Source organism: Stenotrophomonas sp. Ste86, assembly GCF_024519465.1.
Taxonomy (GTDB): domain Bacteria; phylum Pseudomonadota; class Gammaproteobacteria; order Xanthomonadales; family Xanthomonadaceae; genus Stenotrophomonas.
This window is the reverse complement of the sequence record NZ_JALJRW010000003.1, coordinates 112,356-138,174: the sequence shown is the minus strand read 5'-3', so window position 1 is coordinate 138,174 and position 25,819 is coordinate 112,356. Positions and strand designations below refer to the sequence as shown.

The following is a 25,819-nucleotide window of genomic DNA, read 5'->3' as shown; positions in this document are numbered from 1 at the left end:
GGGTTTGCCAGGCTGAAAATGCCCACGCCCCGGCGGACCGGGGCGTGGGATTCAACGGTAGTGCCGGCCGCTGGCCGGCAACCACGCGATGCCAGGGGGCTTCGTGTTGCCGGCCAACGGCCGGCACCACCCGATCACCACTTGTACGTGATCCGCCCGTACACGTACGCACCATTGAACCCATACGGCGAGTAGTTGCTGTACGGCAGCATGCCCCACGTGGAGTTCTGCAGATCCACGGTGCGGTCGGGGTACTCGTCCAGCAGGTTGTCCGCGCCCAGGGTGAGTGCCCAGTTCTCGCTCGGCTTGTAGCTGACCGACGCATCCAGCACCCACGAGGCGTCGTACGTCTGGTCACGCAGCGCGGTGGCCGAGTTGCGCACGGTGAAGCTGCCGTAGCGGGTGGCCGCCAGGTTCAGGTCCCAGTGGTCGCTGCGCCAGGTGCCGCTGAGGATGGTCTTGTCGCGCGGGTAGCTGTCTTCGATGCGACCGATCTCGTCGCGGCCGATCAGCGACTGGGTGATGCCCAGCGTGCCGAACACCGGCGGGGAGGCGATGAACTTCTTCACCTCGGTCTCGTTGTAGCTGTAGGCGGCGGTCAGTTCCAGCGTGCTGGCGCTGAAGGGGATGCTGTAGCTGGATACCGCGTCCACGCCACGGGTGCGGGTATCCACGCCGTTGGTGAAGTAGGAGAACGCGGTAACGCCCGGCAGCCCCAGTCCGCTCAGCAGCGAGTTGGCCGCCGCGTTGGTGGTGATGTTGGTGGACAGCACGATACGGTCATCGATATCGATCTGGTACGCATCCACCGTCAGGTACAGGCGCTCGACCGGCTGCAGCACCAGGCCCACGCTGTAGGAGGTGGAGCTTTCAGCCTTCAGCGGGCTGGCACCCAGCGCCTGTGCGGCCAGGCTGGTGGTGGGGAAGGTGCCGCGTTCGACGAAGGTACCGTTGACGATCGTGCTGGTCACCGCCTGGTAGCTCTGCTGGGCCAGCGACGGCGCACGGAAGCCGGAAGAGGCGGTGGCGCGCAGGGCGACCTTCTCGGTGAACGCATAGCGCGCCGAGAGCTTCCCGGAGAACTTGTCGCCGAAGTCCGAATAGTCTTCGTAGCGGCCGGTCACGCCGGCGGAGAACTTGTCGGTGAGGTCCGCTTCCAGCCCGCCGTACACCGCGTAGTTGTGGCGGTCGTTGTCCACCGCGTTGACCGGGGTGAACCCACCGAAACCCTGCGCGCCGCTGCCGAAGTACGCATTGGCTTCGCCCGCGGACTGCTCCCAGTTCTCGCGGCGGTACTCACCGCCGAAGGACAGCGTCACCGGGTAGGCCAGGCCCCAGTCCAGCGACTTGGTCAGGTCGGCGTTGAAGATATCCTGGGTGTACTTGAGCGCACCGTCGTAGAACGAGCGCGGGCTGGTCAGGCCGAGGCTGTAGTTGATGCTGTTGCGGGTGTGGAAGTCGATCGTGTTCTCGCCGTGGTTGGCGCTCACATCCCAGGTCCAGCCGTTGTCGGTGTCGCCCTTGACCCCGGCCACCAGCGAGCGGTCCTTGGAGTACTGGTTGATCTGCGGCACGAAGCCGTCCGGGTAGGTCTGCGCCAGCAGTGCGCCCTGGCCGCTGTTGGTGCGCGAGCGGTAGAACGCGAACGAGGTGATGTCGCGGTTGCTGGCCATCGCCGTTGCGTAGGCCGACACATGGTCGGTGAACTGGAAGCTGGCGTTGACCGAGGCGGCGGTGGCATCCACCTGCGGATCGCCGACCACAAAGGTGGTCTGGCCGATGTTGGGGAAATTGCCGGTGTTGGGCGTGGTTCCCTGGTACGGGCCGGCGCGATTGCTTTCATCCTGCTGCAGGATCTGCCCGGCCACGTGCACGCTGCCGCGGCCGTCGGCGAAGCCGATCCCGGCATCGCCGGAGATCTGGTACTTGTTGCCGTCGCCGGCCGAGTACTGGCCCGCATCCACGGCCAGGCTGCCGCCGGAGGACGCGCCCTTGAGCACGATGTTGACCACGCCGGCGATGGCGTCCGAGCCGTACTGCGCCGAGGCGCCGTCGCGCAGTACTTCCACGCGTTCGATGGCCGCGATCGGGATCGCGTTGATGTCCACCGCCGACGAGCCGCGGCCGATGCTGCCGTTGACGTTGATCTGCGCCGAGGTATGCCGGCGCTTGCCGTTGACCAGCACCAGCACCTGGTCCGGCGACAGCCCGCGCAGCTGCGCCGGACGGATGCCGCTGGTGCCGTCGGTCAGCGCCGGGCGCGGGAAGTTCAGCGAGGGCAGGGCGCGCGCCAGCGCGGTGGCCAGCTCGGTGGTGCCGGTGGACTGCAGCGCTTCGGGGGTGATGATGTCGATCGGGGACTGCGACTCGGCCACGGTGCGGTCGGCGACCCGGGTGCCGGTGACGATGATGGTGTCCAGCGTATTGGCAGCGGTGCGCGCCGGGGCATCCTGGGCGCTGGCGGCAATGCTGGAGGCACCGAGCACGACAGCTACGGCGGCGGCGAGCGTACTGGTCTTGCGGTTCATCAGGGTGGGGCTCCGGTAGGAATGGCGCGGCACCGGAACGACAACTCGACGGCGTGAAGCAGGTCGGCGAAGGCGGGGTGTTGCGGTGCGCAATAAATCAATTAACGGGATATTCATCGCTTGTCAAATGTCCGCAATCTTCACAAAAAACGTTGCAGCAGCAACCATTTACGTGAATCGGCACGCTCGACATCAGGGTCCCGGGGAAGCGCAGGCGGGGGCGTGGGAGAGAGGAACGCGACCCGCCGCGCATCCCGGGGCGCGTCAAGTATTCGTTAACGTTAGAATTACGTCGCAGGAAAGGTGCTCACCAGCACATTCCATTCCGTTATATGGACCCCCAAGATGATTTCCCTTCGTAACTTCGCCTTGCGCCGTGGCGAGCGGCTGCTGTTGTCCAACGTCGACCTGACCCTGCACGCGGGGTACCGCGTCGGCGTGGTCGGCCGCAACGGTGCCGGCAAGTCCAGCCTGTTTGCTGCCGTGAAGGGCGAGCTGGAGGCGGACAAGGGCGATCTCGACCTGCCCGGCAAGGTCCGCATCGCCAGCGTGGCCCAGGAAACCCCGTCGCTGCCCGACCCGGCGCTGCAGTTCGTGCTCGAAGGCGACACCGAGGTGGCTGCGGTCATGCGCGAAGAAGCCGCCGCAGCCGCACGTGAAGACTGGGAAGCGGTGGCTACCGCGCACCAGAAGATGGCCGAGATCGGCGCCTATGACGCCGAAGCGCGCGCCGGCAAGCTGCTGCACGGCCTGGGCTTCCCGGCCGAGACCCACTCGCGGGCAGTGTCCTCGTTCTCCGGTGGCTGGCGCGTGCGCCTGAACCTGGCCCGCGCGCTGATGATGCCCAGCGACCTGCTGCTGCTCGATGAGCCGACCAACCATCTGGATCTGGATGCGGTGTTCTGGCTGGAACAGTGGCTGCTCAAGTACCCCGGCACCCTGCTGCTGATCTCCCATGACCGCGAGTTCCTCGACAACGTGGCCACCCACACCCTGCACCTGCATGGGGGCGGCGCCAAGTTGTACCCGGGCGGTTACACCGATTTCGAGCGCCAGCGCGCCGAGCAGCTGCGCCAGCAGCAGATCGCGCACGACAAGGAACAGGCCGAGCGCGCCCACCTGCAGAGCTTCATCGACCGCTTCAAGGCGCAGGCCAGCAAGGCCGCGCAGGCGCAGAGCCGCATGAAGCGCCTGGCCAAGCTGGCCGGCACCGAGGCGGTACGCGCCGAGCGCGAGTTCCGCATCGAGTTTTCGCCGCCGGCCAAGCTGCCGTTCTCGCTGATCCGGCTCAACCACGTCGAGGCCGGTTACGGCGCCGATTCGGTAATCCTGCACAACGTGGGCTTCGGCCTGGAAGCCGGCCAGCGCATCGGCCTGCTGGGCCCGAACGGCGCGGGTAAAACGACCTTGGTGAAGACCCTGGTGGGTGAACTGGCGCCGCTCAGTGGCGAGCGCGCCGCGCACCCGGACCTGCGCATCGGCTACTTCGCCCAGCACACGGTGGAGTCCCTGCACGAAGGGCAGTCGCCGATGGAGCACTTCCGCGACCTGGACCGGGATGCGCCGAACCAGGTCTTCCGCGATTTCCTCGGCAAGTGGAATTTCGCTGGTGACCGTGCGTTCGAACCGGTGGATGGTTTCTCCGGTGGCGAGCGTGCGCGCCTGGCGCTGTCGCTGATCGCCTACCAGCAGCCCAACGTGCTGCTGCTCGACGAACCGACCAACCACCTTGACCTGGAAATGCGTGAAGCCCTGGCCGAAGCCCTTGCCGACTTCGAAGGGGCGATCGTGATGGTCTCCCATGACCGCCATCTGATCGGGCTGGTCTGCGATACCTTCTGGCGCGTGGCCGATGGCGTGGTCGAGCCGTTCGATGGCGACCTGGATGCATATGCGGCGTGGCTGCGTTCGCGTCCGGCCGCGCAGGGCACCAAGCAGAAGATGGCCGCCGCCGCACCGGAGCCGGTGGCCCCGACCCCGCCGCTGCCGCCGAAGAAGCCGGTTAATCCGCATAAGTTGGCGGCCGCCGAAGCGAAGGTCAGCGAGCTGGAAGGCGTGCTGGCCGAGCTGGATCGCCAGCTGGCCGACCCGGGCAACTACGCCGATGCCACCCGCATGGCCGTGCTCGGCCGCGACCGCGAAGCCACTGCCACGCTGCTCGGCAAGGCCGAGCAAACCTGGATGGAGCTGCTGGAAGGGTAAGCTCGTTCAATGGCGCGGCGCGGTGGGTTATCCGCGCTTGCGTCAGGCAAGCCACGCATGGCGTGGCTCTACCGGTGGGGCACGCATTGCATCACCCCCGGTGCGTGCGATGTTGCAACCCTGACGGTAGAGCCGGGCCATGCCCGGCTGCTCTCGGCTCAGCGCGCAGGGTCCTGCATTTCCAGCCATTCCCGGAAACGCCGCGCCGCCTCGCTCTCGGCGCGCGAGCGCAATCGCGTCAACCAGTACCGCCCCAGGTCCAGGGTCTGCGCGAACGGTTGGACCAGCCGTCCCTGCGCCAGGTCCTGCTCGAACATCTTCAACGGCAACAGCGCCACGCCGGCGCCGGAGGCTGCGGCACTGGCCAGGGTCAGTGACGAGTCGAACACCGGTCCGCGCGCTTCCAGCTCCGGCGCGCCCGCCGCCTGCAGCCAGCGCGGCCATTCGTCGCTGCGATACGAGCGCAACATCGCCACATTGGCCAGGTCGCGCGGCTGCCGCAGCATCCGTGCCAACGCCGGCGCGCACAGCGGGGCGAACGGCGCCTCCAGCACCGCATCGCTGACCTGTCCCTGCCAGTCGCCATCGCCGAAGCGGATCGCCAGGTCCAGGCCTTCGCCGGCCAGATCGATGCGGTTGTTGTGGGTCTGCACGCGCAGTTCGATATCCGGATGCAGCGCGTTGAAGTCCGCCAGCCGGGGTAGCAGCCAGCCGGTGGCGAAGGTGCCGACCACGCCCACGCTCAGTACCTGGCGGAAATGCCCGCCGACGAAGCGGTCCAGACTGACGGCGATACGGTCGAAGGCCTCGTTGAGCACCGGATACAGGCGCGCGCCCTCGTCGGTCAGCGCCACGCCACGCGGCAACCGGTTGAACAACGACACCCCCAGCCGTTCCTCCAGCGCGCGGATCTGATGGCTCAGCGCCGCCTGGCTGACGCACAACTCCAGCGCGGCGCGGGTGAAGTTCTGGTGGCGGGCGGCGGCCTCGAAGGCGCGCAGCGCATTGAGCGGCAACTGGGGGCGGATCATCCGTCGAGCCGTGAGCAGGGGTGATGCATAATGGCATCTGCAGACACCCGCTGTGTCAGTGATGGCGGAAATGAACCTAATTGCAGGCCCCTTCGCCAGGCGCGCCCGGCAAAGCCATTAGTTTGAATCATGTGTCTCACTGGAAATGATCGCTTTTCACCCGTGCCAGCGCTGGCAATACTCCCTCCTCCAACAAGGAGAACCTGCATGCTTGCTCGACGACAGTTCCTGCAATGGACCGGGGCGGCCGCCGCCTCGGCGCTGGCCGCCACCGCGCTGGCGAAGATGCCGCCGACGGCATCGACCGCAGCGCCGATCGCCGCCGCCGGGGACTTTGCGGCATTGGAAGCGGCCAGCGGCGGTCGGCTCGGGGTGACCGTGCTGGATACCGCTACCGGACAGCGCATCGGCCACCGCCAGGACGAGCGCTTCCCGATGTGCAGCACCTTCAAGTTCGTGTTGTGTGCGGCCGTCCTGCGCCAGGTCGATGCCGGGCGGCTCACCCTGGATCAGCGCGTGCCGGTGCGCCAGCAGGACATGCTCTCGCATGCGCCGGTCACCACGCGCCACGTCGGCAAGGACCTCAGCGTGCGCGACCTGTGCCGGGCGACGATGATCACCAGCGACAACCCGGCGGCCAACCTGCTGCTGGGCTTGGCCGGTGGACCCTCCGCCGTTACCCGTTTCCTGCGCGACAACGGCGATGCGGTGACCCGCAACGATCGCCTGGAGCCGGACATGAACCGCTTCGCGCCGGGCGATCCGCGCGATACCACCAGCCCGGCCGCGATGGCCGCCAGCCTGCAGCGCTTCGTGCTGGGCACGGTGCTGCAACCGGCGTCACGCCAGCAGCTGGCCGACTGGCTGATCGACAACGAAACCGGCGATGCACGCCTGCGTGCAGGTCTGTCCAAGGCGTGGCGGGTGGGCGACAAGACCGGCAGCAATGGCGAAGACACCACCAACGACATCGCGATCCTGTGGCCGATGGCCGGCGGCGCCGCGTGGGTGCTGACCAGCTACCTGCAGGGCGCGACCGTGGACGACGCCGGCCGCAATGACGTACTGCGCCAGGTCGCGGTGATCGCCGAGCAACGCATGCGCGCCGGGTGAATCCAGCGGAGGGCAGAGCAGCCGCCCCACCGTAGTGCCGGCCGCTGGCCGGCTCCAAGCGACCCGGAGGTCATGCGGAGCCGGCCGTTGGCCGGCCCCGCCGCCGCAGCGTTACGTTCCGGGGTGGCTGTCGCGCACCGCCGCCAGGAAATCCCGGCCCCAGCGGTCCACGTCGTAGTACTCCACGCTGCCAAACAACTGGCGCATGCGTCCGGTCGCCTCATCCTCGGGCATCGACAAGGCCTGCAGCAGCCCGGCGGTGAGGTCGGCCGGATCATGCGGGTTGGTCAGCACCGCGCCCTTCAGCTCGGCCGCGGCCCCGGCAAACTCGCTGAGCACCAGCACGCCGCTGCTGCCCTCGATACCGTGCGTGGCGACGAACTCCTTGGCCACCAGGTTCAAGCCATCGCGCAGCGGGGTGATCCACATCACCTGCGCGGCGGCGTAATGCGCCACCACTTCCTCGAACGGCAACGCTTGTGCAAAGAAGCGCACCGGCGTCCAGTCCAGCCGCGAGAAGCGGCCGTTGATACGTCCCACCGCCTGCTCGATCTGGTTCTGCAGGGTGCGGTAGACGGTCATCTCGCTTGCCGCCGGCACGCACACCATCAGCAGGGTGACCTTGCCCTGGCGCTCGGGATGCTGCTCCAGCAGCCGCTCGAACGCCTCCAGCTTGGCCAGCGTGCCCTTGGTGTAGTCCAGTCGCTCCACCGACAGCACCAGCTTGCGCGCACCGATCTCCCGGCGCAGCTTGAAGATGTCGTTGCGTACGTCGCTACGCGCCAGCACGCTGTGGATGCGGCGCAGGTCGGTACCCACCGGATGCGCGCCCAGCGCCACCTCGCGGTCGCCCACGCGCAGGCGCGTGGTCATGGTGTCCAGCCCCACCGCGCAGCCGTAGGTGAGGAAGCGCGGCGCGCAGCTTTCCCAGGCCAGGCGCTCGGCGGGCATCGCCCCGCGCACGACATCCACGAAGTTCTCCACCTGGCGCGGAATGTGGAAGCCGATGTAATCGCACGACAGCAGGCTGCCGATGATCTCGCGGCGCCACGGCACCACGTTGAACACGTCGGCGGACGGGAAATAGGTGTGATGGAAGAAGGCGATCTTCAGGTCCGGGCGCAGTTCGCGCAGCGTGGCCGGCACCATCCACAGGTTGTAATCGTGGATCCACACCGTAGCGCCATGCGCGGCTTCGGCGGCGGTGGCGTGCGCGAATTTACGGTTGACCTTCAGGAACACCTGCCAGTCGTCGTCGCGGAACTTCGCACGTTCCCAGAACACGTGCAGCATCGGCCAGAACGCTTCCTTGGAGAAGCGCTTGTAGAAAATGTCCACTTCTTGTCGGCTCAATGGCACGCGCGCGGCGGTGAGGGTGGGGTAGCGTCCGGCATCGACGGCCAGGTGGGTCTGGAACGGACCACGCTTGGGGTCATCGATGCCCCACGCTACCCACGAGCCTTTCTGACCGCCCTCGAAGAAACTCAGCAACGAGGGAATGATGCCGTTGGGCGAACGCGGGGGACGCTGCACCAGCACGCCGTCTTCCATGACCTCATCGAAGGGCAGCCGGTGGTAGACCATCACCAGGTCGGCGCCGTCGGCACGCGCCTGCTTGGGGGCGTGCAGGAAAGGATCGTCGGTGGCGAGCAGGCCGAAGTGCTCTATCGCCTCGAGGATGCCACCGCAGCCGGGTGCCTGCGCGTGGAAGGTATGCGTCAGCGTGGCGGTCGCCGCGGTCAGCGCCGGCTCCGAATCGCCCACGCACACCCCGCGGAAGCCGGCGGTGTACATCGACAGGTCATTGAGGGTGTCGCCGGCCACCAGGATGCGATCGCGCGGCAGGTCCAGCAGGCGCGCCAGCGCGGCCAGGGTCCGGCCCTTGTCGGTGTCCGGCGGCAGGATGTCCAGGTAGCGGTCGGCCGAATACAGCACATCGCAGCCCAGCGCCTGCGCGGCGGCCTGGATCTGCGCGCGCAGCGGCGCCAGCGTCTGCGGATCGCAGAAGTAGGAGCAGCGCCGTTCCTGCGGCACGTCCTGGCGCTGCAGGGCGGCGAACGGGCGCATCGCCTCGGCCACCACGTGCTCACCGGGCCAGTGCGCGTCGATCATCGATTGCAGGGGTTGCAGCGGCTGCAGGGTGTGGCCATCGACGACGGTCGCGCCAACATCGCAGACCACATAGTCCGGGCGCGGGATGGCCGGGTCGGAGAGCAGCGGCATCACCGCTTCGAGGCCGCGGCCGGTGATGAAGATCAGCGCGATGCCGGGGTGCTGGTCCACCAGCCGGTACAGGCGGTGGCGCGCGGCGGCATCGCCGGCGAGGAAGGTGCCATCCAGATCGGTGGCCAGGATCAGCTGCGGTGCCGGCGGGGCCGGCGGTGTACGGGTTGAGGTGGGCGTGGCGGGTGTCGATACAGTCAATGCACTTCCTTATCGGAGGAGAGGGGAGAGGGGGGGTCGGGCGGGATCTCGGCGTCGGTCTCGGGCATCATTTCCAGCGCCGACGGCGTGGTGCGCAGCATCAGCCGGAACCCGACCGGATGCGTGCGCAGGCGCTGGAAGCGCAGCAGCCGCGCGGTGGTGAACACCGCCAGCAGCATCAGCACCACGGCGAAATACAGCGGCAGCGCCGCCGGACCAAAGCGCTGCATCGCCGCGCCCGCCAGCGCCGGGCCGATGGCGGCACCCACGCCATGCACCAGCAACAGGCTGGAACAGCCGGACAACAGATGCGCACGTGGCAGGTAATCGAGCATGTGCGCTACCGCGAACGGATACAGCGAGAACGCCAGCCCGCCGTAGACGAAGAACAGCCCAAACAGCAGGTGGGTCTGCAGCTGGATCATCGGCAGGGAGGCGACCACCGCGATGCCGGCGGCGGCCAGGCTGAGCGCCACCAGACCACTGCGCCGATCGTGCCCATCGCTGATGTGGCCCAGGGGCCACTGCAGCAGCGCGCCGCCAAGAATCGCAGTAAGCATGAACAGTGCAACGCCGTTGCCATCCAGGCCCACGTCGCCCGCATATACCGGCAGCAGGCCCCAGAAGCCGCCCATCGCCAGCCCGGACAAGCCGGCGGCAACGGTGGCCACCGGTGCCATCGCATACAGGCGGGCCAGCTTCAGGCGCGTCACCACGGGCACGTCCGGCTGGCGCAGGCGCGTGGCCGTCACCGGCAGCACTGCCGCGCAGACCAGGATCGCGGTCAGCATGAACATCCCCACCGCGCTGGCATCGCCCAGCATCAGCAGCACCTGGCCCAGCGCCAGGGCCGACAGATTGACCACCATGTACAGCGAGAACGCGCGGCTGCGTCGGGCCGGATCGGGCTCGGCGTTGAGCCAGCTTTCGATCACCGTGTACAGGCCGACCAGCGCGATGCCGGTGGCGATGCGCAGCACGCCCCATCCGACCGGGTTGATCCACAGCGGATGCAGCAGCACCGCGATCGCGGCGAGTGCGGCGAAGAAGGCGAACGCGCGGATGTGCCCGATCCGGCCGATCAACGACGGAGCGAAAAAGGTGCCGATGAAAAAGCCGGCGAAATACCCCGACATCACCAGCCCCAGCGTGCCGGCGCCGAAGCCGGCCTGGCCGCCACGCACTGCCAGCAGGGTGCCCAGCAACCCGCTGCCCGTCAGGAGCAGCGCTACACCGGTGAGCAGGGCAGTCAACCGCCACATGCGGGCGGTCTCGGTGGAAATGAAAAAGCGGACACCTGATCTACCCTAACACAGCCTTTTTGAAGGCCAGGTCGATAGCGCTGCCGTGCAGTGCCGTCATGCGCGGTGTCGCTTGCACTGCCGCAACGAACGCCTGAAACTCCGCGGGCCGCGCGCGCGGCGGGTCTGCGCATGCGGATTCCCCTTCATTCAAATCCCGTCGGCAGGCCGTGCAGCCTGGCGACCGGGTGTTCCAGCAGGAGTAGCAGGTGTGATCCAGGACGTCGATGTGAAACGCAGTCTGCTGCCGGGAAAGATCCTGCTGTACTTCTCCGCAGTGATGCTGCTGGCGCTGCTCTGCTACAGCTGGTCGATGCCGCCGGTGGATGCTTCCGGCTTCCGGCAGACCCAGACGGCGCTGTCGATCGTGTGGATTGCCCGTGGCTTCCCGGTGTTCAGTTACCTCACCCCGGTGCTCGGCGCGCCCTGGTCGATTCCGTTCGAGTTCCCGCTGTACCAGTGGCTGGCGGCGATGCTGGCCAATGCGACCGAGATGGGCATCGACAACAGTGCCCGGCTGGTATCGGCGCTGTTCCATGTCGGCTGCGTGGGGATGGTCTACCGCGTCGTGCTGGCGATCCGGCCCGATCGCGCGCTGGCACTGTGCATCGCCGGTGCCTTCGCGGTGTCGCCGTATGCGCTGTTCTGGGGGCGCTCGGTGATGATGGAATCCACCGCGGTGTTCTTCGGCCTGGTGTTCGTATGGGCGATGGCGCGGCTGCGCGGCTCGTCGGCCGGGCCGGCGCGGATGATCGCGCTTGGCGTGACCGCGGTGATCGCGGCGGTGCTGTCGGCGCTGGTCAAGGTCACCACCTTCTTCGGGTTTGCCGCCTTCGTTGCCCTGGCCTTCGCGTGGCTGGCCGTGCGTGAACATGGCTGGCGCCCACAGTGGATGGCGCAGCACTGGACGTTGATCGTCTGGGGCGTGGTGTCGGCACTGGCCGTACTGGCGGTGATCAACCAATGGCTCTCGCACGCCGATGCGCTCAAGGCGCAGTCGCCGCTGGGGCGCGAGGTGACGTCCAGCGCGTTGTCGACCTGGAATTACGGCACGCTGCAGCAGAAGCTGGACCCGGCCACCTGGTGGGGCACGGTCTTCAAAAAGCGCTTTGCCGCCGCCGTCGGTTCCAACTGGGTGTTCCTGATCCTCCTGGTAGCGGGCCTGTGTGCACGCCAGATCCGCGGCGCCGTGCTGCTGTTGCTGGTGGTCTACCTGCTGCCGGTAGCGGTATTCACCAACCTGCATATCGCCCACCCGTATTACCAGGCCGCCAACATCGTGTTCGCCACCTCGATCGTCGGCCTGGTGATCTGGTGGACCGTCCAGCGGGCCGAGGCCAGCGGCAAGGTGCGACGCCCGCTGTGGCTGGTCGGCCTGCTGTGCCTGCTGTCGTTTGGCGCCATCGCCGGCAATTACGTCAAGCGCATGAAGGAAGCACGCGAGCCCAATCGGGTGTCGCAGATCGCCGCGTTGATCAAGGCCGGCACCCCCGGGCAGGGCGTCATCGTCGCCTTCGGCCTGGACTGGTCCTCCGAGCTGCCGTATCTCGCCGACCGTCGCGCGGTGATGGTGCCCGACTGGGCCCCGACCAGCGCGCTGGAGACACTGGCCAGCGCCGATACCGCACTCGGCGACGGTCCGCTTGGTGCGCTGGTGAACTGCCCCAACACCCTCGGCAGCGACCCGGCACGCAGCGGCTTCCAGCAACAGATCCTGGCCCGCTACAGCGCCGGTGCCACGGTGCGGATGATCGGGGATTGCCAGGTCTGGCTGCACCCATGACGGTGTGCGATCGCCGTTGCCTCACCGGGTCGCGGCGATCGCCTGCGCATTTGCGCGCACCGTGCCGGGCCGTTAGGGTGGGGGCATGAATGTTTCCACCGTTGTACCCGCTGTCCTTCTGCTGGCCCTGGCCGGCTGCGCCCGGCAACCCGATGCGGTGTCGCATGACATCGCCAACGCTCCGGCCGATGCCTTCCTTGCGGCGGTTGCCGCGCATTGCGGCAAGGCCTACGAGGGCAAGGTGATCGTCAACGAGCCGCGCAGCGACGCGCCGGACCCCTTCGAGGGCAAGCGGCTGGTGATGCATGTACGTGGGTGCGAAGACCCCGCGCACCAGCTGCGCATCCCGTTCCACGTCGGTGATGACCACTCGCGCACCTGGGTGATCAGCCGCACCGACAGCGGCCTTCGCCTCAAGCACGACCACCGTCACCGCGACGGCAGCCCCGATGCGGTCACCCTGTACGGCGGCGACAGCAAGCCGCCGGGCACCGCGCAACGCCAGGTATTCCCGGTGGATGCCGATTCGGTGGCGATGTTCCGCAAGGCGGACATGTTGCCCTCGGTCGAAAATACCTGGGCGATGGACATCGAGCCGGACCAGCGCTTCGTCTACGAACTCACCCGGCCTGGCGGGCGCCACTTCCAGGTGCAGTTCGACCTGAGCAAGCCGGTGGCGCTGCCGCCAGCGCCGTGGGGCAGCGACGCCGCCCCACGCTGAGACCGGCTCATGCCGGCTGGATGAGGGACACGGTTGCCGGCCATTGCCGGCAACCGGTCGGCATCAGCGGACGCCGAACCGCGCCCGGCAGCCGTTGCTGACCCACAACGTGCCGTTGCGGTAGCCCCAGCTGCGGCCTTCCACGCAGGCGCTGCCGGACAGCTGCTGGACCAGCACCGGACGGCCCTGGCGGGCTTCCCAGGCGCAGGTCTGCTCGCGCTTGCTGTTGCTGCTGCAGGTCACGCTGTAATTGCTGTTGCCGCCGCCGCCACCGCCGCCCCAGTTGCCGCGGGCCTCGGCGAACTCGCCGCGGCAGCCGCGGTTGACCCAGATCGCGCCATTGCGCACGCCCCAGGTCTGGCCCTGCACGCAGGCCGTGCCGGAAATCTGCCGGACCAGGGTGGCATTGCGCCAGCGCGTGGGGCAGGCCCGTTCGCGGTTGTTCTGGCTTTCGCAGCGGATCGTGCCGCCGTTGCCGTTGTTCCCGCCGCCGCCGTTCCAGTTGCCGCCGCCGTTGCCGCCGCCATTCCAGCCGCCGCCGCCATTGCCGCGCAGCGACGTGGCGATGTCCTGCTTGATCTTCGAGAAGCTCCAGCCGGAGTTGACCTGGGCCAGGTAGAAGCGCAGCTGGTCGTCGGGGATGCGGCGGCCGTTGGCCTGCTCGGCGTATTCCTGGGAAATTACCCGCGAGCGGTCGCTGGAGGACAGCTGCGACAGGTTGTCCGGTGCATAGGCGCGGGTGCTCATCTGGGCCTGGGCGGCCGGGGCGCTGCAGCCCAGTGCCAGGGCCAGGCAGACAATGGTAAGGCGACGGTTCATGGCGACATCCCCTTGCGGTCGTTGGTGCGCGGACTATAGGAATGGGACAGGTTCAGGGCGCGTGATGCCCGCCGGGCGGGCCGCCCGGCAAGGCCGGGGTGGGGCCGACGACAGCCGATTTGCCCCGGCGCAGCCTACGCCGCAGAATAAAGGGCTGTCCGGCGCAACGTGGTGCCGGCATTCTCCTGCGGAGCTTTACCCCCATGCGTACCCACTTCTGCGGCCTGGTCGATGAGACCATGATTGGCCAAACCGTTACCCTCGCCGGCTGGACCGACGTTGCCCGCAACCAGGGCGGCGTGTGCTTCATCGATCTGCGTGATCATGAAGGCATCGTGCAGGTGACGGTGGAAGTGGATAACGCGGCCGTGTTCGCCGTGGCCGCCAGCCTGGGCTACGAGGACGTGCTGCAGGTGGAAGGCGTGGTGCGCGCGCGCCATTCGGTCAACGACAAGATCCGCACCGGCAAGGTAGAAGTGATCGCCACGGCCATCACTGTCCTCAACAAGGCCGAGCCGCTGCCGTTCCACGCCCACGAGAACCCGGGCGAGGAAACCCGCCTGAAGTACCGCTACCTGGACCTGCGCCGTCCGGAAATGCAGCGCATGCAGCGCACCCGCATCAAGCTGGTGCAGGCGCTGCGCCGCCACCTGGACGCCACCGGCTTCCAGGACATCGAAACCCCGATCCTGACCAAGGCCACCCCGGAAGGCGCGCGCGACTTCCTGGTGCCCGCGCGCATGCACCCGGGCGAGTTCTACGCCCTGCCGCAGAGCCCGCAGCTGTTCAAGCAGATCCTGATGGTGGCCGGCTTCGACCGCTACTACCAGATCGCGCGCTGCTTCCGCGACGAAGCCCTGCGTGCCGACCGCCAGCTGGAATTCACCCAGCTGGACATGGAGTTCGCCTTCGTCCGCGAACAGGACGTGCAGGACTTCGTGGAAAGCATGATCCGCGCCATCTTCAAGGAAGTGGTCGACGTGGAGCTGGCCGCCAGCTTCCCGCGCATGACCTGGGCCGAGGCGATGCGTCGCTATGGGTCGGACAAGCCGGACCTGCGCATCGCGCTGGAGCTGGTCGACGTGGCCGAGCTGGTCAAGACCAGTGAATTCCCGGTGTTCACCGCTGCGGCCAACGATGCCGACGGCCGTGTCGCCGCGCTGCGCATTCCCGGCGGTGCCACGCTGAGCCGCAAGCAGATCGACGAGTACGCCGCGCATGCCGCCAAGTACGGCGCCAAGGGCCTGGCCTACATCAAGATCGCCGACAACGGCGAAGTCAGCTCGCCGATCGCCAAGTTCTTCAGCGAAGACGCCTTCGCCGCACTGGTCGCCCAGGTCGGGGCTGGCAACGGCGACATCGTGTTCTTCGGTGCCGGCGGCTACAACAAGGTGTCCGATTTCATGGGCGCGCTGCGCCTGAAGGCCGGCAAGGACTTCAACCTGGTCGCCGCCGGCTGGGCGCCGCTGTGGGTCACCGACTTCCCGATGTTCGAATACGACGACGAAGCCCAGCGCTACGTCGCCCTGCATCACCCCTTCACCGCCCCGGCGGTGGACGACATTGCCGACCTGCGCGCCAATGCCAAGACCGCCGTGTCGCGCGGCTATGACATGGTGCTCAACGGCAACGAGATCGGGGGCGGTTCGATCCGTATCCACCGCTCGGACATGCAGAGCGCGGTGTTTGAGCTGCTGGGCATCGGCGCCGAGGAGGCCGAGGGCAAGTTCGGCTTCCTGCTGGACGCCCTGCGTTTCGGCGCGCCGCCGCACGGTGGCATCGCCTTCGGCATCGACCGCATCGCCGCGCTGATGGCCGGCACCGAGTCGATCCGCGACGTCATCCCGTTCCCCAAGACCACCGGCGCGCAGTGCCTGATGACCGGCGCCCCGTCGCCGATCCCGGACGAGCAGCTGGCCGAAGTGCACGTCCAGGTCCGCCCGCGCAAGAACTGATCCGTACCTTTCACCAGGAGAGCCAGGCAATGAGCGAGTTCGCGTTTTCGCTGGAGTGGGAAAAGCTGGGCAATGAAGGCGCCGACGCCAACCTGGTGACCGAGCGCGCCCGCGTATTCGGTGGGTGGCTGGTGCGCGTGGGAACCAACCCGGCGGCCATGGCGCTGACCTTCGTCCAGGACGGCGAAGGTCGCTGGGATGGCGAAGACTTTGGCGTGGAAGACTACGAGGAAGACGAGGAAGACGACCTGGACGAGGACGAAGAGGACGAAGAGGACGAGGAAGAAGGCGACGAGGACGACGAGGAAGCGTACGAGGACGAAGAAGAAGAGGAGGGCGACGAGGAAGAAGACGCCCCCCACGGGAGCCAGGCCTGAGGCCTGCCCCGGAGCCCGCCATGTACACCATCCGTCGTGCCACCGTCGAAGACGCACCGACCCTGTCGGTGCTGGCCACGCGTACCTTCGTGGAAACCTTCGGCCATCTCTACCCGGCCCAAGACCTGCAGGGCTTCCTCGAGGAAGCCTATGCGGTGGATCGCCAGCGCATCATCCTGGACCACCCGGACTATGCGGTGTGGTTGCTGGAACGGGACGGGGTGGCTGTCGGCCATGCCGCCGCCGGCCCCTGCGGCCTGCCGCATCCGGAGGTGCAGCCCGGCGACGGCGAGCTCAAGCGGCTGTACCTGATCAAGGATGAACAGAGCTGCGGCTGGGGCAGCCGGTTGCTGGAAACGGCGCTGGAATGGCTCGAGCACAACGGCCCGCGCACGCTGTGGCTGGGCGTGTGGTCGGAGAACTTCGGCGCGCAACGCTTCTACGCGCGCTACGGGTTCAGCAAGGTCGGCACCTATGAGTTCCCGGTCGGCAGCGTGCGCGACCTGGAATTCATCCTGAAGCGTAGTCCGACCCCGGCGCTCTGAGTTTCATCCTTTCCTGCCTCGATCCGCATGGGGCGCAACGGCTTCACCCGCCGTTGCGCGGTCCATTCGTCTAATGGTCTTGTTTCCTCCCGCAGGTCCCACGCCGGAACGGCTAGGCTGAGTGCATGAATCCCCCTGTTTTACTGCTGCACGGCATCTGGAATGCGCGCGCCTGGGTAGGCCCGCTGGCCTGGCGGCTGCGTGCCCGCGGCTTCTCCGTGGATACCTTCGGCTATTCCAGTGTGTTCGGCGGCCCGGATGTGGCCGTTCCACAGTTGTTGGAGCGGCTGAGGAACAGCGGTCCGGTCTCGCTGGTCGGGCATAGCCTGGGCGGCCTGGTTGCGCTGGAAGCGCTGCGCCAGCAACCGGACCTGCCGGTTTCGCGCGTGGTCTGCCTAGGCTCGCCCCTGCGCGGCAGCGGCACCGCCCGCTCGCTGGCCGAGCACGGCTGGTCGCTGGCGCTGGGCCGCAGCAGCGAGTTGCTGCTCGATGGCCTGCCGGCCTGGGAGGGCAGGGCCCGGGTCGGCCTGATCGCAGGTTCGGTCCCGCACGGGCTGGGCAGCCTGCTGGGCGCGATCGGCGAGGCGTCCGACGGCACCGTAGCCTTGGATGAGACCCAACTGCCCGGCCTGGCCGATCACTGCGTGGTCCCGGCCAGCCACAGCGGGCTGGTGTTTTCCCCGGAGGCGGCGCGCCAGACCGCCGCGTTCCTGCGCGATGGCCACTTCTGCCCCGACCGCGCCGCCCACGCCGCCTGAGCCCTGGCGGCGGTCGGGACCGCGACTAACACGGTCGCGGGGGGCGATCAGGTAGAATCCGCGCCCTGTTCCTCACGCAAGCACGGAAATACCCATGGGTAGAGGCCCCTCGATCGAGAACCGCAAAAACGCGTCTGACGCGAAGCGCGGCAAGATTTTCACCAAGATCATCCGCGAGATCGGCGTTGCCGCGCGCGGCGGTGGAGGCGACCCCAACAACAACCCGCGGCTGCGCGTGGCGATGGACAAGGGCCTGGCCTCGAACATGTCCAAGGACGTGATCGAACGGGCCATCAAGAAAGCCACCGGTGAACTGGAAGGCGTGGAATACGAAGAGATCCGCTACGAGGGCTATGCCCCCGGTGGCGTGGCCGTGATCGTGGACTGCCTGACCGACAACCGTGTCCGCACCGTGGCCGATGTCCGCCATGCGTTCAGCAAGTGCGGCGGCAACATGGGTACCGAAGGCTCGGTCTCCTTCATGTTCAAGCGGGTGGGCGTGCTGCATTTCGCCGCCGGCGCCAATGAAGAGGCCGTCACCGAGGCGGCCATCGAGGCCGGCGCGGATGACATCGTGGTCTACCCCGAAGACGGGGCGATCGACGTGCTGACCGCCGCCGACGCCTATCACGCCGTGAAGGATGCGATGGAAGCCGGTGGTCTGAAACCCGACCACGCCGAGCTCACCTTCCGTGCCGACAACGACATCGCGGTCGAGGGCGACACCGCCCTGCAGGTCAAGAAGCTGCTGGACATGCTCGAAGACCTGGACGACGTGCAGGACGTATTCTCCAACGCCGATCTCGGCGCGGACGCCTACGCCTGAGCGTGCGCGTCACCGGTCGCTTTGCGCGACCGGTGAGCGGACAATGCGGACCATGATGACTTTCGCCGTTCCCTGTTATCGCCGCCGCAGCTGTCCGTTCCGGGCCGCGGGCGGCCGTGTGCGTGCCGCATGACCCGCATCCTCGGCATCGACCCCGGTTCGCAACGTACCGGGGTGGGCATCATTGATGTGGACGCCGCCGGCAAGGTCGTGCATGTGCACCACCTGCCGCTGGTGCTGCTGGGCGCGGACGACTTCCCCCAGCGGATGAAGCTGCTGGTGGTGGGGCTGACCGCCCTGGTGGAGGAATACCGCCCGGACGAGGTCGCCATCGAAAAGGTGTTCATGGCCCGCAACCCGGACTCGGCGTTGAAGCTGGGCCAGGCGCGCGGCGCGGCGATTTCCGCCGTGGTCATGCGCGACCTGCCGGTCAGCGAGTATGCGGCCACCGAAATCAAGCTGGCCGTGGTCGGCCGGGGCGGTGCGGAAAAGCAACAGGTCCAACACATGGTCGGGCTTATGCTCAACCTGAAAACCAAGCTGCAGGCCGACGCCGCCGATGCGTTGGCCGTGGCCATCACCCACGCCCACGTACGGGCCACGGCGCAGCGCCTGGGCGTCAACGCCCGCATGGCCTGGAGCCGGAAATGAGGAAAACTGCATGATTGGTCGTCTGCGCGGGATCGTGGCCTACAAGGCGCCGCCGTGGCTGCTCATCGACGTCAATGGCGTCGGCTACGAGCTGGAGGCGCCCATGAGCACCTTCTACGACCTGCCCGAACTGGGCCGCGAGGTCACCCTGTTCACCCACTACACGCAGAAGGAAGACAGCGTTGCGCTGTACGGCTTCCTGCGCGAAGGCGAGCGCCGCCTGTTCCGCGATGTGCAGAAGGTCAGCGGGATCGGCGCCAAGATCGCGCTGGCCGTGCTGTCCGGGGTAAGCGTGGACGAATTCGCCCGCATGCTGCAGGCCGGTGACATCACCGCGCTGACCCGCATCCCCGGCATCGGCAAGAAGACCGCCGAGCGCATGGTGCTGGAACTGCGCGACCGCGCGGCCAACTTCGGCGGCGGCGGGGCGCCGATCGCCGGTGCCGCGCCGGCCACCGACCCGGTGTCCGAGGCGACCGTGGCGCTGCAGCAGCTGGGCTACAAGCCGGCCGAGGCCGCGCGCATGGCGCGCGATGCCAACGTCGACGGCGACGATGTCGCCACCGTCATCCGCAAGGCCCTGCAGGCCGCGCTGCGCTGACGCGCGCGCTGCCTGCTTCCTGATACCGACCGCGTCCGCCCGGAGCCTCATGTCCACCTCTCCCACCCAGCACGACAGCGGCCATGCCGCGCACGGCCACGCGCCCGCGGCCGGCGGCATGGCGCTGATCATCGGCGCCATCGGCGTGGTGTTCGGCGACATCGGCACCAGCCCGCTGTACACGCTGAAGGAGGCCTTCTCCCCGCATTACGGCCTCAGCAGCGACCACGACACCGTGCTGGGCGTGCTGTCGCTGGCGTTCTGGGCGCTGAACATCGTGGTCACGCTCAAGTACGTCACCATCATCATGCGCGCCGACAACGAGGGCGAAGGCGGCATCATGGCCTTGATGGCGCTCACCCAGCGCACCCTGCGCAACGGCTCGCGCTCGGCCTACGTGGTGGGCATCCTGGGCATCTTCGGCGCCTCGCTGTTCTTCGGCGACGGGGTGATCACCCCGGCCATTTCGGTGCTGGGTGCGGTCGAGGGCCTGGAGGTAGCCGCGCCGGGCCTGCATGCGTTCATCGTGCCGATCACCGTGGTGGTGCTGTTGGCGGTGTTTGCCGTACAGCGCTTTGGCACCGAGAAGATCGGCAAGCTGTTTGGGCCGATCACCTCGATCTGGTTCATTTCGCTGGCCGCCATCGGCATCTGGAACATCGTCGATGCGCCCGAGGTGCTCAAGGCGTTCAACCCGATGTGGGCGCTGCGCTTCTTCATGGAACATGGCTGGCACGGCATTTTCATCCTCGGTGCGGTGGTGCTGGCCGTGACCGGTGGCGAGGCGCTGTACGCGGACATGGGCCACTTCGGGGCCAAGCCGATCCGCCACGCCTGGTACTTCTTCGTGCTGCCGTGCCTGGTGCTGAATTACCTGGGGCAGGGCGCGCTGGTGCTCAACAATCCCGAAGCGGTGAAGAACCCGTTCTTCGAGGCGGTGCCGGACTGGGCGCTGTACCCGATGATCATCCTGGCGACCATGGCCGCGGTGATCGCCTCGCAGTCGGTGATCACCGGGGCGTTCTCGGTGTCGCGCCAGGCCATGCAGCTGGGCTACATCCCGCGCATGCGCATTACCCACACCTCCCACGACACCATCGGCCAGATCTACATCCCGGGCATCAACTGGGGCATCGCGGTGATGGTGATCGGGCTGGTGCTGGCCTTCCGCAGCTCGTCCAACCTGGCGGTGGCCTACGGCATCTCGGTGTCGGCGACCATGCTCATCGATACCCTGCTGCTGGAGCTGGTGGCGCGCGCGCTGTGGCCGACCTCGCGGTACTGGATCATTCCGCTGTGCGTGATCTTCTTCATCATCGACCTGGGCTTTGTGATCGCCAACGGCGCCAAGCTGCTGCAGGGCGCGTGGTTCCCGGTGGTGCTGGGCATCGTGCTGTTCACGATGATGCGCACCTGGCGGCGGGGCCGCGAACTGCTGCGCGATGAGATCCGCAAGGACGGTATCCGCATCGATACCTTCCTGCCCGGGCTGATGCTGGCCCCGCCGGTACGCGTGCCGGGCACGGCGGTGTTCCTGACCGCCGACCCGACCGTGGCCCCGCATGCGCTGATGCACAACCTCAAGCACAACAAGGTGCTGCACGAGCGCAATGTGTTCCTGCACGTGGTGACCCTGCCGGTGCCGTATGCGCCGGAGGGCCAGCGCCTGAAGATCGAGTCGGTGGGCGATGAGTTCTACCGGATCTACGTGCGCTTCGGCTTCATGGAGACCCCGGACGTGCCGCTGGCGCTGATGCGCTCGTGCGACCACGGCGGGATCTACTTCGACCCGATGGACACGACCTTCTTCGCCAGCCGCGAGACGATCGTGGCCACGGCCAATCGCGGCATGCCGATCTGGCGCGACAAGCTGTTCGCGCTGATGCACCGGAACGCGGCCCCGGCGACCGGGTTCTTCCGGATTCCGGGCAACCGGCTGGTAGAGCTGGGGGCGCAGGTGGAGATCTGACTCCGTCAGATCGCCACCTGCGGCCCAAGGTTTGCTTCGCAAACCTTGGGACCCGGGCGCATTCCACCTGATCCCCGCGCCTTCGGCGCGCCCCCTTGAACACCAAGGGGGCTCTCCTCCAGACGGTTGGCGCGAGCGGTGGAGAAAGATGTCACGGCTTTGCTTGCCTGGCGGCGCACGGCGTGTTGGCGAAGGCGGGGTGGGTCCGGTTGCGGGGGCGTGAGCCGCATGGATGCGGCGACCGAGCTTACAGGGACGTACTTGCAGCGTCCCCCGGAACCGGACCCATCCCGCCGTCCCTCAGTACAGCGGCTGTTGCTTGTGCCTGTGCCTGTGCCGTAGCCGTAGCCGTTGCCCAAGCCTCTGCCGGGCGCAGCCCAACCGAATCCTCCTCCTTTTGCCGCATAATTGCCGAATGACAGACGACCGCATCATCGGTGCCGGCGCCACCCGGGAAGACGAGGGCACCGACGCCAGCATCCGCCCCAAGCGCATGGCCGATTACCTGGGCCAGGCGCCGGTGCGCGAGCAGCTGTCGATCTATATCGAGGCGACCAAGGCCCGGGGCGACGCGCTCGACCACGTGCTGATCTTCGGGCCGCCGGGGCTGGGCAAGACCACCTTGAGCCATGTGATCGCCAACGAGCTGGGCGTGGCCCTGCGTGTGACGTCCGGGCCGGTGATCGAAAAGGCCGGCGACCTGGCCGCGCTGCTGACCAACCTGCAGCCGCACGATGTGCTGTTCATCGACGAAATCCACCGCCTGTCGCCGGTGGTGGAAGAAGTGCTGTACCCGGCGATGGAGGACTTCCAGATCGACATCATGATCGGCGACGGCCCTGCAGCCCGCTCGATCAAGATCGACCTGCCGCCGTTCACCCTGATCGGGGCCACCACCCGTGCCGGACTGCTGACCGCGCCCCTGCGCGACCGTTTCGGTATCGTGCATCGGCTGGAGTTCTACACCCCCGAAGAGCTGACCAAGATCGTGCGGCGCTCGGCGGCGATCCTCAACATCGACTGCACCGCCGACGGCGCGGCCGAGATCGCGCGGCGCTCACGCGGCACCCCGCGTATCGCCAACCGGCTGCTGCGCCGGGTCCGCGACTATGCCCAGGTCAAGGCGGCCGGGCATATCGACCAGGACGTGGCGCAGGCGGCCATGCAGATGCTCAAGGTGGACCCGGAAGGCTTCGACGAGCTGGACCGGCGCATGCTGCGGACCATGGTCGACTATTTTGATGGTGGTCCGGTGGGGATCGAATCGCTGGCCGCGGCGCTGTCCGAAGAGCGCGGCACGCTGGAAGACGTGGTCGAGCCGTACCTGATCCAGCAGGGCTTCCTGATCCGTACCGCGCGTGGCCGCATGTGCACGCACAAGGCGTACCGGCACATGGGGCTCAAGCCGAAGAACCCGCCGGCGGACCTGTTCGCGGAGAGCATCGATGGCGGTTGATCCCCGGTTCAGTTGGCCGACACGCATCTACTGGGAAGATACCGACGCTGGCGGCGTGGTCTACCACGCGCGCTATGTGGCCTTCATGGAACGCGCACGGACCGAATGGATGCGGGCGCTGGGCTTTGGCCAGGAGCGTACGCGCACCGACCACGGCATGGTGTTCGCGGTCCGCGCGATGACCCTGGATTTTCTCAAGCCGGCGCGGCTGGACGATGCGCTGGACGTGACCGCCACGCTGGTGCAGTGCAAGCGCGCCAGCATGGTGTTCGACCAGCGCGTGTGTCGCGGCGATGAAACGCTGCTGACTGCCCAGGTCAGGATCGCGGCATTGGATGCCTCCACTTTCAAACCACGTGGCATGGACGATGCTCTCCTCGCCGCGTTGAAACCCTACGAACTTCAAGTATCCGCACAGTGAGGAACAACGGATGATCGCAATGCTCCTGGCCCTGCAGGCCACGGTGACCGAAGCGCTGCCGCAGGAAGTCACCAGCGCCGCGGCGCAGACTGTCGCGCAGGCCGCGCATGGCGGTGGCATCAATTACCTGGACCTGATGATCAAGGCCAGCCTGCCGGTGAAGATCATCGTGCTGTTGCTGCTGGCCGGGTCGTTCATCAGCTGGGTGATCATCTTCCGCAAGGCGCGCGTGTTCAACGCCGCCAACCGCGAGGCCGACGAGTTCGAAAGCCGCTTCTGGTCCGGTGCGGACCTGGGCAAGCTGTACAGCTCGGCCACCGACCGCAACCGCAAGGTGGGCGGCCTGGAGGCGATCTTCGAAGCCGGCTTCCGCGAATTCACCCGCCTGCGCGACAAGCGCCGGCTGGACGGTCGTGCCCAGCTTGAAGGCGCCCAGCGCGCCATGCGCACCACTTACACCCGTGAAGTGGACCAGATGGAGCGCAGCCTGGAACTGCTGGCCAACATCGGTTCCACCGCGCCCTACGTGGGTCTGGTCGGCACCGTGTTCGGCATCATGGTAACCATGCACGACATGATCAACAGCGGTGAACAGGCTGGCATCGCCTCGGTCGCGCCGGGCATCTCCGAAGCCCTGTTCGCCACCGCCATCGGCCTGTTCGTGGCGATCCCGGCCGTGTGGGCCTACAACCGCTTCACCACCCGCGTGGAGCGCATGTCGGTCCGTTTCGAAACCTTCGCAGAAGAGTTCAGCTCGATCCTGCAGCGCCAGAGCGCGGGCGACGAGTAAGCGCCCCAGCACAAGGACCCTGCCATGACTGCTGCCCTCGGCCGCCGCAAGCGCCGCAAGCTCAAATCCGAAATCAACGTCGTGCCGTACATCGACGTCATGCTGGTGCTGCTGATCATCTTCATGGTCACCGCGCCGCTGCTCACGCTGAGCTTCGATGTCGACCTGCCCAACTCCCAGGCCAAGGCCCTGGAAAGCAAGCAGGACCCGGTCATCGTGTCGGTGCGCCTGGACGGGCAGCTCAGCCTGAAGGTGCCCGAGGCCAAGGAACCGGCCTTGATGGACGCCGGCCAGCTGCAGGCGCAGCTGGGCGCGCTGGCCGCGCAGGACAAGAACCTGCGCGTGATCGTCGCTGCCGACAAGGTTGTGTCGTATGAAAAGGTGATCGCGGCAATGGACGTGATCAAGCGCGCCAACGTCGAAAAGGTGGGCCTGGCGACCGATGCACGCTGAAGCCCTGCCACCGCAGCGCCAAGCGCAGAACGAGTGGGGGCTGCCGATCGTCCTCGCGCTGCTGGTGCACCTGCTGCTCGCGCTGGTGTTCATCGGCGCGTGGCTGTGGTCGCCGCAGCGCACCACCGAGGCCGCCGCCGGCGACCCGGCGATCGAAGCCAGCATGCAGTTGTCCGCCTCCGAGGCGGCCGCTGCGCGCCAGGCGCTGCGTGCCTCGGAAAAGCTGCCGGACCTGCCCGAGCCCGTCCCGCCGCCCGAGCCGATTCCCGAAGACACCGTGCCGCCGCCGCAGCCGATCGAGGAGCCGCGTCCGCAGGATGCGCCCACGCCGCAGCAGCAACAGGCCCAGGAGCGCGTGGCCCAGCCCGATACGGTCGACCAGGACGCGGTGAGTGCGTTGTCGATCGCCGCCGAAAAGGCCAAGCAGGAACAGGAAGCCAAGCGCCGCCAGGAACAGATCGACCTGACCGAGCGCAAGCGCCAGGAACAGGCCGAGCAGAAGCTGCGCCTGGCCAAGCAGCAGGAAGAGGCCGACCAGAAGAAGAAGCTGGCCGAGCAGGAACAGAAGGCCAATGACGCCAAGGCCGAAGCCGAGAAGGACAAGAAGCTGGCCGAGATCCGCCGCAAGCGCGCCCAGGCTGAAAACGAAGCCAAGCTGGCCGAGCAGAAGCTGCGCCAGGTGACCGCCGCGCGTGCCGCCAGCGGTACGGCCGCCACTACTGGCGCCACCGGCACCGCCAAGCCGGCCTCCGGTGCCGGCGGAACCAGTGACGATCTGTCGGCCAAGTACGCCGCGGCGATCCAGCAGAAGGTGAAGGGGCAGTGGACCCGTCCCGATTCGGTCCCGCTGGGCCAGAAGTGCCAGGTCTCGATCACCCAGATTCCGGGCGGGCAGGTCATCCAGGCCAAGGTCGTGGGTAACTGCGCGTTTGACGAGGCCGGCAAGCGCTCGATCGAAGCGGCCGTGCTCAACGCCCAGCCGCTGCCGTACCGCGGGTTCGAGACCGTCTTCCAGCGCACGATCAACTTCAACTTCACCGCCCAGGACTGATCGCCCGTGCGGTGGAGTGGGCGGTTTTCCGTCCCGCTCGTTAA

22 protein-coding genes are annotated in these 25,819 nt (G+C 67.4%); 17 read left to right on the top strand and 5 right to left on the bottom strand.

Annotated features, from left to right (window positions below):
- Nucleotides 1–134: 134 nt before the first annotated feature.
- Nucleotides 135–2,528 (bottom strand): TonB-dependent receptor, encoded by a 2,394-nt coding sequence (locus NR101_RS04500; RefSeq protein ID WP_256775490.1) that lies wholly within the window; start codon nt 2,526–2,528, stop codon nt 135–137.
- Nucleotides 2,529–2,873: 345 nt separating this feature from the next.
- On the opposite strand from NR101_RS04500, the gene NR101_RS04495 reads away from it, so the two are divergent.
- Nucleotides 2,874–4,730: an ABC-F family ATP-binding cassette domain-containing protein gene (locus NR101_RS04495; protein WP_256775489.1), complete on the top strand. Its 1,857-nt coding sequence runs from the start codon at nt 2,874–2,876 to the stop codon at nt 4,728–4,730.
- Between the two features lie 158 nt (nt 4,731–4,888).
- Here NR101_RS04495 and NR101_RS04490 read toward each other — a convergent pair whose 3' ends face one another.
- Nucleotides 4,889–5,761, bottom strand: a complete 873-nt coding sequence (locus tag NR101_RS04490; protein WP_256775488.1) for a LysR family transcriptional regulator — start codon at nt 5,759–5,761, stop codon at nt 4,889–4,891.
- Nucleotides 5,762–5,968: 207 nt separating this feature from the next.
- Here NR101_RS04490 and blaL2 point away from each other — a divergent pair, with 207 nt between their 5' ends.
- The gene (blaL2, locus tag NR101_RS04485) at nt 5,969–6,874 is read left to right on the top strand and encodes a L2 family extended-spectrum class A beta-lactamase (protein WP_256775487.1); all 906 of its coding nucleotides are present in this window, start codon (nt 5,969–5,971) and stop codon (nt 6,872–6,874) included.
- Nucleotides 6,875–6,985: 111 nt separating this feature from the next.
- Here blaL2 and ggpS read toward each other — a convergent pair whose 3' ends face one another.
- Together ggpS and NR101_RS04475 are read right to left on the bottom strand one after the other, a co-directional pair.
- Nucleotides 6,986–9,232: a glucosylglycerol-phosphate synthase gene (gene ggpS / locus NR101_RS04480; protein ID WP_306175401.1), complete on the bottom strand. Its 2,247-nt coding sequence runs from the start codon at nt 9,230–9,232 to the stop codon at nt 6,986–6,988.
- A gap of 62 nt (nt 9,233–9,294) precedes the next feature.
- A complete protein-coding gene (locus NR101_RS04475; RefSeq protein WP_256775485.1) occupies nt 9,295–10,560 on the bottom strand; it encodes an MFS transporter in 1,266 nt (421 codons plus the stop codon).
- A gap of 250 nt (nt 10,561–10,810) precedes the next feature.
- Between NR101_RS04475 and NR101_RS04470 the strand changes: the two genes are divergently transcribed.
- Both NR101_RS04470 and NR101_RS04465 read left to right on the top strand, forming a co-directional pair.
- Nucleotides 10,811–12,382, top strand: a complete 1,572-nt coding sequence (locus NR101_RS04470; protein WP_256775484.1) for a hypothetical protein — start codon at nt 10,811–10,813, stop codon at nt 12,380–12,382.
- Nucleotides 12,383–12,467: 85 nt separating this feature from the next.
- Nucleotides 12,468–13,103, top strand: coding sequence for a hypothetical protein (locus NR101_RS04465; protein ID WP_256775483.1), 636 nt, complete (start codon nt 12,468–12,470; stop codon nt 13,101–13,103).
- Between the two features lie 63 nt (nt 13,104–13,166).
- On the opposite strand, the gene NR101_RS04460 is transcribed toward NR101_RS04465, so the two are convergent.
- On the bottom strand, nt 13,167–13,922 hold the full coding sequence (locus NR101_RS04460; RefSeq protein ID WP_256775482.1) for a DUF3011 domain-containing protein: 756 nt from the start codon (nt 13,920–13,922) through the stop codon (nt 13,167–13,169).
- 203 nt (nt 13,923–14,125) lie between these two features.
- On the opposite strand from NR101_RS04460, the gene aspS reads away from it, so the two are divergent.
- From aspS to tolA, 13 genes are all read left to right on the top strand, one after another.
- Nucleotides 14,126–15,877 carry an aspartate--tRNA ligase gene (gene aspS / locus NR101_RS04455; protein ID WP_256775481.1) on the top strand — a complete coding sequence of 584 codons (1,752 nt, stop codon included), beginning with the start codon at nt 14,126–14,128 and terminating at the stop codon, nt 15,875–15,877.
- A gap of 29 nt (nt 15,878–15,906) precedes the next feature.
- Complete coding sequence (locus NR101_RS04450) at nt 15,907–16,254, top strand: DNA primase (protein WP_256775480.1); 348 nt, start codon at nt 15,907–15,909, stop codon at nt 16,252–16,254.
- Between the two features lie 20 nt (nt 16,255–16,274).
- Nucleotides 16,275–16,799, top strand: coding sequence for a GNAT family N-acetyltransferase (locus NR101_RS04445; RefSeq protein ID WP_256775479.1), 525 nt, complete (start codon nt 16,275–16,277; stop codon nt 16,797–16,799).
- A 125-nt stretch (nt 16,800–16,924) separates the two neighbouring features.
- Entirely contained in the window at nt 16,925–17,557 is a 633-nt protein-coding gene (locus NR101_RS04440; protein WP_256775478.1) for an alpha/beta fold hydrolase, read from the top strand.
- 94 nt (nt 17,558–17,651) lie between these two features.
- Entirely contained in the window at nt 17,652–18,383 is a 732-nt protein-coding gene (locus tag NR101_RS04435; RefSeq protein ID WP_256775477.1) for a YebC/PmpR family DNA-binding transcriptional regulator, read from the top strand.
- 129 nt (nt 18,384–18,512) lie between these two features.
- Nucleotides 18,513–19,034, top strand: coding sequence for a crossover junction endodeoxyribonuclease RuvC (ruvC, locus tag NR101_RS04430; RefSeq protein ID WP_256775476.1), 522 nt, complete (start codon nt 18,513–18,515; stop codon nt 19,032–19,034).
- A 10-nt stretch (nt 19,035–19,044) separates the two neighbouring features.
- On the top strand, nt 19,045–19,635 hold the full coding sequence (ruvA, locus tag NR101_RS04425; protein ID WP_256775475.1) for a Holliday junction branch migration protein RuvA: 591 nt from the start codon (nt 19,045–19,047) through the stop codon (nt 19,633–19,635).
- Nucleotides 19,636–19,753: 118 nt separating this feature from the next.
- Nucleotides 19,754–21,604, top strand: a complete 1,851-nt coding sequence (locus NR101_RS04420) for a potassium transporter Kup (RefSeq protein ID WP_256775532.1) — start codon at nt 19,754–19,756, stop codon at nt 21,602–21,604.
- 415 nt (nt 21,605–22,019) lie between these two features.
- A complete protein-coding gene (gene ruvB, locus NR101_RS04415; protein WP_256775474.1) occupies nt 22,020–23,060 on the top strand; it encodes a Holliday junction branch migration DNA helicase RuvB in 1,041 nt (346 codons plus the stop codon).
- Nucleotides 23,050–23,481, top strand: coding sequence for a tol-pal system-associated acyl-CoA thioesterase (ybgC, locus tag NR101_RS04410; RefSeq protein ID WP_256775473.1), 432 nt, complete (start codon nt 23,050–23,052; stop codon nt 23,479–23,481). Before ruvB ends, ybgC begins: the two co-directional genes overlap by 11 nt.
- Before the next feature lie 10 nt (nt 23,482–23,491).
- Entirely contained in the window at nt 23,492–24,271 is a 780-nt protein-coding gene (gene tolQ, locus NR101_RS04405; protein ID WP_137190120.1) for a protein TolQ, read from the top strand.
- Nucleotides 24,272–24,295: 24 nt separating this feature from the next.
- Nucleotides 24,296–24,724: a protein TolR gene (gene tolR / locus NR101_RS04400; protein ID WP_256775472.1), complete on the top strand. Its 429-nt coding sequence runs from the start codon at nt 24,296–24,298 to the stop codon at nt 24,722–24,724.
- Nucleotides 24,714–25,775 (top strand): cell envelope integrity protein TolA, encoded by a 1,062-nt coding sequence (gene tolA / locus NR101_RS04395; protein ID WP_256775471.1) that lies wholly within the window; start codon nt 24,714–24,716, stop codon nt 25,773–25,775. The genes tolR and tolA overlap by 11 nt, the downstream gene beginning before the upstream one ends.
- The last annotated feature ends 44 nt before the right edge of the window (nt 25,776–25,819 follow it).